Raw genomic sequence first — 7,110 nt, 5'->3', positions numbered from 1 at the left:
CTGTCTTCTTGCTATGTCCATTCCTTGAATTGTCAGTCTCTTTGCTCTTGTAGTCATGCTTCGAATATCCAAGCTCTTCCTCTAGCTCTCCTTCAAGCATTTCTTTAATAATGTCACCAAACAACTCCTTCATTACCTCTTGAACATCTCCGACATTTTCAAATCCATTCTTCTCGATTAACGACTTGATCTTTTCTCTGTCAAATTTCATCTTCTCTTCCCTCCATTCTTCTATTCCATTCTAGAGGGTTTACACAATCTTTTTTACATACTCAGCATCGGCGGTCGCAATGCCGGCGAAGAACATGCCGGGACGCAAGGCTGGCGAAGACCACGCCAGGTCGCAAGGCCCGCTTCGCGGGGAAGCTTTTATTGGTTCAACGTTATCTTTAGCAGCGATCAGCGGGCCCTTGTTCTTAAGCGTACAGCGGATCTTCTGGGCGAGATCCCGTGCAGGTGCCCTGAACAGGAGCATTTCAGGGCAGGCTCTAGGGATGACTGTCTTTTCTTGCTTCACGTCATCCTCGTGTATTGTCATAAGAGAGGAAGTAGAGAGTATAGAATGAGGGTAGAGGGAGTAGCCAGTCGTCATCCTTAGGCTTAGAGCCTGTATGCCAGGTTGGGCACCCTTCTTAACACGATTGAGAGTAATGGTCGAAAAGACCGCACCTTGTACGAGGTTGTGAAAGGAGGAACCCTCATGTTGTATGTAGGAGTGGACATATCCAGTGAAAGTTTTGACGTTTGTTTCTATTTACCAGAGAAGAAGAAAATGAAAAGCATGAAGTACAAACAAGACAGGGAAGGTTTTAGGGAATTTCTAAAGAAGCTAAATACTTACAAGGGCGAGAAACAAGTCGGAATGGAAGCGACGGGTTCGTATCATAGCAACTTGTACGGATTTCTTAGGAGCAAAGGGATAGACGTACAGCTTCTCGATCCGTATACCCTTAGCAAATTCATGAAGGCTATGAGCAGGTCAAAGACAGACAAGAAAGATGCAAAAAGCATAGCAGTTGCAATGTACAGGATATTCGATCTGCTGAGCGTTTCTCAAGTACCAGAGGAAGAGATGTCAGCATTCAGGGACTTAGTTAGGATGAGAAGCACTGTAGTAGCAAACTGTTCTGATCTTCAAAGGAAACTGAAGAGCAAATTGAAGATTCACATGCCTGAACTTCTTAAGACCTTCAGATCAATTAGTTCACCTGTGCTGTTGCATTTGTTGAGTGTTTATCCATCCAGGGAAGAGATACTTGCCAATGAGGAAGATGCAGTCAAATTGCTCAGCTCTCACAGAAACTGGAGTGAAGAGAAAGCGAAAGAGGTTATCGATTCACTCAAAGACTCAATAGGCAAGCCAGATACCTTTGGAACCTACTCAACTATTACCAGCACATTCATAACTGAAATAAAGCTTCTCAAAGAACACGTAAAAGCCCTGGATGAGGAAATTAAGAAGTTTCTTCAGAAGTTCCCTGACAATCCCCTAAGAACCATACCGGGTATTGCTGAAATCACAGAAGCCGAAATCGTATCTGAAGTAGGCGACATAAACAGATTCTCTTCAGGGAAAGCCTTTGTATCGTATATAGGCCTTGATCCTGTTATTAAGCAGAGTGGTAATATGACTCGCGGCCTTTCAATCTCCAAGAAGGGTAACAAACATCTACGAAAAACCTTCTACCAGTTAGCTAAAAACTTGATCAAAAACACTGAAAAGTACAAGAACAAATACGAGAAGATGATAGAGAGGGGGGTGAAAAAGAAAGTGGCCCTTGTAGCAATTGCAAGAGCTGCAGCTGAAATGGTCTACCAACTTTTGAAAAACAACGTTCCATTTGACCTTTCACTCTCATAATTCTCCTAATTCTATACTTGACAACTTAGAGTAGCTGGCACGCTACTGGCCAGGATCTCGTTCTTTGAAACAGTTGCAAGTTCCAAGATGCAAGTTGTGAGTTATAAGAAGAAGAGCCAACAAACTCTCTAAGTCTCTTGAAACGCTCTTCTCGGTGGACTGTGGACCGTTGACGGACAACGTTGTTTTGAGCAGCGGTCAGCGTTTCCTGACGAGCCGATCTTTCAGCGTAAGCGGTCCGCTCCGCTCAAGAGGGGATTTATGAGCAAGAGTTAGAGGGCTGCCAAGAGCAGGTCTTCGCCAGTTATCGTCGATAGTTGCAGTGATGCTATAATTTGTTCAGACAGATCAAATGGAGGATTCTTATGACATGTTTTGATAGGATTGTCCTTGATCCTCATATATGTCATGGCAGAGCCTGTATAAAGGGAACAAGAATTCCTGTTTCTCTCATTCTAGATGAGCTTGCAGCCGGACATAGTTTCGAGGAAATTATCGATCAATATCCCTCACTAGCTCGTGAGGACATCATTTCCGCTATCGAATATGCATCTCTGCTTACGAAAGAACGAGTTGAAATTCTCCCTTGAAAGAGAAATTCAAGCTTGTTGAAAACCTTCCCAAAGCTTCTGTTGTGCTCTTTCGCGAGAACCACTTCGATGCCACGAACGTAACAGAAGAACAGCTTGAAGGCGCAACTGATGATCGTATTCTTACTATTTGCGGATATGAGAACAGAGTTCTCGTTACTCAGGATCTTGACTTCTCAGACATTACTCTTCTTAGTCGCACCGAAGTTCCAGGAATAATTATACTTCGTCTCAGAAGCCAGTCAAGAGAAAGTGTTTCGAAGCGCTAGGAAGACTAATCCCAGTTCTTAAAAGAAGCTTCGTAACGGGTAAGATAATGATTGTAAGCGAATGCAGAATAAGAATTAGAGAAGTATAGGAGTCCTCACGCAAATCGAGGATTAACCCAACCTTGGGAAGAGCAAAATGTGTTAACCTTAACGGTTATCCGAAATAGAGAGTTGCAGTGTCGGGATGCAAGTCGAATAAGAAACGGTTATACGTTATCGGTTCACCGTTCTCCGATAGTATCGGAAGATCGGTTCCGGCCCGTTGCGCCCAAGTTCCCCTTTCCGAAGCTAGGAACTTTGTTCTTGGTTAGTAAGAGCGGGAAGGTACGAGTTGAAGAGAGAGAAAGAGACAGAGGAGAGAGTTCTCGTCTTCTCGTGAGCGCAGCGAACGTCTCGAAAGATCCGTCTCGTCTTATCTTGATCATATCGGTGAACGTGCCCTTGTTATTCTATGGTTAACAACTGACGTCTCCTCAAAGCAACAACGCTGATTCAGAATCCTTCGAGGGAGTGTGTTGATCTGAGCAGAAGACCTTGAACTGCAGGAAAACGTATTGCTAATCTAAATAGGCGGCTGCAAACATTCTTGAGACTACAGAGATTGAGTATCTCTTGTATACAGTTTTACTTCCGTTTTCGGCGATCATCTTAAGTTTCCTGACTGAAAGCTCTTTATCAAGCAGGATCTCTCGAAGCTCTTTCCTGATCGTTTCCTCGCTGGTTGTATCAATCAGGAAGCCGTTTTGCCCGTGTCTTATGTAGCTTTTAACGCCGCCGCGTTTTGGTCCTATCGCAACAAAACCTGCTGCCATTGCTTCAAGTATCGCAATACCGAACTCCTCTTTGAACGAAGGTGCAATGTATATCGGCGGCCAGGGGATTGTTTTGACTTGCGAGATACTGTTTTCGAGGCATCTAATCTCATCATTGCTCATCGCAGGAAGATGGCAGAACCTTCCCCGAATTCTGTCGTTCATCTTCAAATAGTCCCTCATCCTAGCGAGTTCTCCGGCTTCAGTTTCATTCGGACTGTTGATATCTCCGCCGATCATTACAAGATTGAATGAAGTACACAAGTTCGAGCCACCCCATGCCTTCAAGAGCTTGATCTGCCCCTTTGTGGGATCTAACCTGCCCACACTTAGAAGAAGGGGCTTCTTGCTGAAGGATCTCTCGAGAAAGAACTCCTTGCTTTGATCAAAGAAGAGTGAGTAAAGCGGACCTTTAGTCCTGAAAGGGCATTCGTTGCGCAAAGATATCCCCTCGGGCATCATTTGGAGCTTCTTGGAAAAGTTATGCCGGTGCAGCTGCGGATAGTAGGAAAAGAGCTGATTACGACTGTCTTCTGCCCCTATTCCGAACAGCCGGTCACATTCATCGAGCATTGTCCAGGCAATCTCAACTCTAGAAGTTTCTGTAAGGGCCCTTGAAGGCTCAAGATCTATCAGATCGCCATTCTGGTTGGAAAAACGACGCTGTGGGTCGGGAGTGATCGTGAAGAAGGATCTGGCTCCAAGTTTTTTCGCCAATCGAAGCATCGAATAAGATGCAAAGTCGGAGAAGCGCATGTGAAAAAAAGCTGGCCTGATTTTGGCCATTGCGAGAATATCTCTAACGTTCGACTCGACCATCAGGCGATCGCGAAGGAAGCTGTCTGGAATCATCCTATCTAGCTCAAAGAAAGGAACATACATGAAGAAATGTCGATCATTTTCAGTGCTCAGTAGGCTTCTTTTCTCGAGGAGTTCTTTCACATCTATAGGGACGATTGTGATAACTCCCGGAAGGCTTTCGGCCAATCCATTCCCCAGTGTTCTAAGAAATGTTCCCATACCACCACTGGAGCCTTTCCCGGACTGAAGCGGATCACCGTAGAAACTGAATTGCACGAGCGGATCTTCAATCGCCGTGCCGTTTTTCAGATCCTTAAGCAGTCCATAGACTTGCTTCAAATACGGGTCAGAAATGAGAAGAGGACTGAGCTGAGAAAGATCGATTCCATGCTTCGCGGCTTTCACCAACGCCATCAAAACGAGAGACCGGTTAGACTTATCGATTTTACCTATCATATATCTTATGAGATCGCCATCTCCATCGGCCATACAGAGCAGACTGCAATGCGCCGTCTCATATCTGTGCCAAAGATTAACTAGAAAATCGGGATCAAAGAAGAATCTTCCCCTTTCAAGGGCGGCTTCGGCGACCACCGAAATTAGATTATCAGATGTTATTGACTCCGGTTTTTCATATTCAACAAGACGTGCAAGAAGAAAGTTGACTTCGTCTGAGCTTCCGGCAAGAGGTGAGATTGTTTCTGTACAAACCCTTCTCCTCTTTCGAACCTTTCCTCTTAATAGAGATGTGATCAGAAGCTCATCGTTTTTCCATTCCTGAGACTGTCTGCCAAATTCGTTGGGAGGAATCAGCTCACCAATTCTTATAGCCGACAATATTCTCATAAGACTGTTTCCGCTATCTGTCAATTCAGCAAGTCTGTCTCTGTTGTTCAGAGCACCGATCAATAACTGAAGAGCAGAGAATTCATCCGCTGTTGCTCTATTATTTCTCAGCTGACCCACTGCCGCTTCAACAGAGACTTTTCCTTTGTCGATCTTCTCCGCAATTTCCTTAGCTAGATCAACCAGCCTTCCATTGTCATCTTTCACTTCCTCACCTCTTGATCGATCATAACAGCAGCCAAATCAGCAATCACTGCTCAGAGAGACTCTGTTCAATCATCTTGAATGACAATTGCCCTCAGTCATACCCCAGAGGGTCGTCTCAGACGGGTGGAAGAGCCAATGCCTAGAAAGCGCCTGGGGATGCAAGATCGACTTCGTCGGGAAGTGATGCTAATTGATTGACGCAAGGCGCCGAAAAGCATCGGCGGACGCAATGCCGGCGAAGAACATGCCGGGACGCAAGGCTGGCGAAGACCACGCCAGGTCGCAATGCCCGGAGAAACGTCCGGGGACGCAAGGCCCGCTTCGCGGGGAAGCTTTTGTTGGTTCAACGTTGTCTTTAGCAGCGATCAGCGGGTTCACCGTTTTTTAGCGTGCAGCGGTTCTCTCCAGCGTACAGCGATCAGCGGGTTCACCGCTTTTAAGCGTACAGCGGAACTTCTGGCGTATAGCGGATCTTCAGGGCGAGATCCCGTGCAGGTACCCTGAACAGGTGCACATCAGGGCAGGCTCTACGGGATGACTGTCTTTTCTTACTTCACGTAGCTGGCGTGGTTCAAGCCAGGATCTCGTTCTTTGAAACAGTTGCAAGTGACAAGTCGGGTTGTAGAGCAAGAGCCAAGAAACTCTCTAAGTCTCTTGAAACGGTCTTCTCGGTGGACGGTGGACCGTTGACGGACAACGTTGTTTTGAACAACGAACAACTATTTCTTCTGCTTGCAACTGACAATGTGAAACTTGGGACTGCTTCTTAGGAAGTATGAAGCTGAACAGCAAAGAAAAAAGGGGAGTAATCTCCCCTCTGGTGGAGCCGAGGGGATTCGAACCCCCGGCCTCCGCCTTGCGAAGGCGGCGCGCTCCCAGCTGTGCTACGGCCCCACATAAGAATGATTATAGCCTGAATCATCCAGGAATTCAATCAGTCGGGAAGACAAAAAGGGCTACGCAAGGTTCACAAAGCCCCTACTATTCCCCTCCAAGTCATGAACACCCATACTCTCCGCAACAACTGGCTAAAAACCGAGAGCCTAAGTCAAATTAGGAGATTCCGAACCTTCGGAACTCACGCTCGAGCAGTTTCACTTCTGATGAGCGATTGATTTCGAGAGAATCAACGCGCTGTGCATTTTGTGTTAGCTGCTTACAGGCTCGACGGAATAGCTATGAGCTCGCCGAACTTGAAGAGGCTAAGATCATTTGAGTGGCATGCCTTGATTATGTAGGCCGTATCGATTCCATGGTTCGTTCCTCCGGCTGTGACTACCCACTGGTCGGTTCTGATCATTCCCGCATCTGCAGCCATGATCGCTATCTCAACTGCGACCTTCGTTCCCTGGCCGAAAAGGCGGAGCGCAGTAGCAAATACTTGAGGCGGATAGGCACCTCCTGCAGACTTCACGAATACTCCGTCGATCCCTCTGAAAAGGTGGGTAGCGGTCAGAATAGAGTGCCTCGTTCCGGTATACAGTTTTTTTACTTTTTGGTCGAATTCGTCTCCATCCGGTTCTCTAAAACCGACGCTATGAGTAACAATTGTCAGCTTGATGGAATCGGGGACGGTCTCATAAGCCAGCTTTGCAACCCGCCCGCTGGTCGACGGCAGAATAACGTCCTTTATGCCACCTTCTGCCGATCGCTCGAAAATCCTTTTGAGAAGCTTTCTTGTCGTCTCTTCGTCACTCTTTGCGAAATACATTGTCAAGGGTGTA

The 7,110-nt window shown here is 46.4% G+C and carries 7 protein-coding genes and 1 tRNA gene; 4 read left to right on the top strand and 4 right to left on the bottom strand.

Translation table 11 applies throughout. The features are described from left to right. Positions 1 to 211, bottom strand: a 211-nt coding sequence (locus tag RJ60_RS05015) for a transposase (RefSeq protein WP_180979910.1), incomplete at its 3' end; no start/stop codon positions are given. A gap of 489 nt (positions 212 to 700) precedes the next feature. Between RJ60_RS05015 and RJ60_RS05005 the strand changes: the two genes are divergently transcribed. The 3 genes from RJ60_RS05005 to RJ60_RS04995 all read left to right on the top strand — a co-directional run bounded on the left by RJ60_RS05005 (position 701) and on the right by RJ60_RS04995 (position 2,720). After that, on the top strand, positions 701 to 1,861 hold the full coding sequence (locus tag RJ60_RS05005) for an IS110 family transposase (RefSeq protein WP_103134172.1): 1,161 nt from the start codon (positions 701 to 703) through the stop codon (positions 1,859 to 1,861). A 365-nt stretch (positions 1,862 to 2,226) separates the two neighbouring features. Further along, positions 2,227 to 2,451 (top strand): DUF433 domain-containing protein, encoded by a 225-nt coding sequence (locus RJ60_RS05000; protein ID WP_102819072.1) that lies wholly within the window; start codon positions 2,227 to 2,229, stop codon positions 2,449 to 2,451. After that, entirely contained in the window at positions 2,448 to 2,720 is a 273-nt protein-coding gene (locus tag RJ60_RS04995) for a DUF5615 family PIN-like protein (protein ID WP_102819073.1), read from the top strand. The genes RJ60_RS05000 and RJ60_RS04995 overlap by 4 nt, the downstream gene beginning before the upstream one ends. Positions 2,721 to 3,277: 557 nt before the next feature. Here RJ60_RS04995 and RJ60_RS04990 read toward each other — a convergent pair. Further along, entirely contained in the window at positions 3,278 to 5,386 is a 2,109-nt protein-coding gene (locus RJ60_RS04990) for a glycosyltransferase family 4 protein (RefSeq protein WP_258001918.1), read from the bottom strand. A 566-nt stretch (positions 5,387 to 5,952) separates the two neighbouring features. On the opposite strand from RJ60_RS04990, the gene RJ60_RS04980 reads away from it, so the two are divergent. Then, positions 5,953 to 6,156, top strand: a complete 204-nt coding sequence (locus RJ60_RS04980; protein WP_103134171.1) for a hypothetical protein — start codon at positions 5,953 to 5,955, stop codon at positions 6,154 to 6,156. Between the two features lie 48 nt (positions 6,157 to 6,204). Here the strand turns inward: RJ60_RS04980 and RJ60_RS04975 are convergent. Then, positions 6,205 to 6,280: transfer RNA gene (locus RJ60_RS04975), tRNA-Ala, on the bottom strand. A gap of 262 nt (positions 6,281 to 6,542) precedes the next feature. After that, the gene (locus RJ60_RS04970) at positions 6,543 to 7,097 is read right to left on the bottom strand and encodes a pyruvate kinase alpha/beta domain-containing protein (protein WP_258001919.1); all 555 of its coding nucleotides are present in this window, start codon (positions 7,095 to 7,097) and stop codon (positions 6,543 to 6,545) included. Positions 7,098 to 7,110 lie beyond the last annotated feature (13 nt).

Source organism: Mesotoga sp. B105.6.4 (assembly GCF_002896535.1).
GTDB lineage: Bacteria > Thermotogota > Thermotogae > Petrotogales > Kosmotogaceae > Mesotoga.
The sequence above is the reverse complement of the archived record's forward strand: the minus strand, read 5'-3'. Positions and strand labels throughout refer to the sequence as shown.

Bases quoted from the DNA above. Each gene is read 5' to 3' on its own strand.
- RJ60_RS05005 (WP_103134172.1), top strand. From the start codon at position 701: ATGTTGTATGTAGGAGTGGACATATCCAGTGAAAGTTTTGACGTTTGT.
- RJ60_RS05000 (WP_102819072.1), top strand. From the start codon at position 2,227: ATGACATGTTTTGATAGGATTGTCCTTGATCCTCATATATGTCATGGC.
- RJ60_RS04970 (WP_258001919.1), bottom strand. From the start codon at position 7,097: ATGTATTTCGCAAAGAGTGACGAAGAGACGACAAGAAAGCTTCTCAAA.